We start from the raw sequence: 379 nt of genomic DNA, 5'->3' as shown, positions 1-379 counted from the left end.
CAAGGCGGGAATTTGTCACCTCTCTTGTCTAATATCATGCTCAATGAACTAGATAAGGAGTTGGAAAAACGAGGTCTTCGTTTTGTTCGCTACGCAGATGACTGCGTCATCACAGTTGGTAGTGAAGCATCCGCCAAAAGAGTTATGCACTCCATTAGCCGATTTATCGAGAAGCGATTAGGTTTGAAGGTCAATATGACCAAAACAAAGATTGTAGGACCTACAAAACTCAAGTATTTAGGCTTTGGCTTTTGGAAATCTCCGAAAGGCTGGAAATGCCGTCCCCATCAAGATAGTGTACAGAGTTTTAAGCGCAAGCTGAAGCGACTAACGACGAGGAAGTGGAGCATTGACCTAACGACACGGATTGAACGATTAA

Annotated in this window: 1 protein-coding gene; it reads left to right on the top strand. The window is 43.5% G+C overall.

The features are described from left to right. Positions 1-379, top strand: a 379-nt coding sequence (locus HZY94_RS10080; RefSeq protein WP_257151925.1) for a reverse transcriptase domain-containing protein, incomplete at both ends; no start/stop codon positions are given.

The organism is Streptococcus danieliae, from assembly GCF_013415245.1.
Taxonomy (GTDB): domain Bacteria; phylum Bacillota; class Bacilli; order Lactobacillales; family Streptococcaceae; genus Streptococcus; species Streptococcus danieliae_A.
Note: the sequence above shows the minus strand (reverse complement) of the source record. Positions and strands in the feature narration are given on the sequence as shown.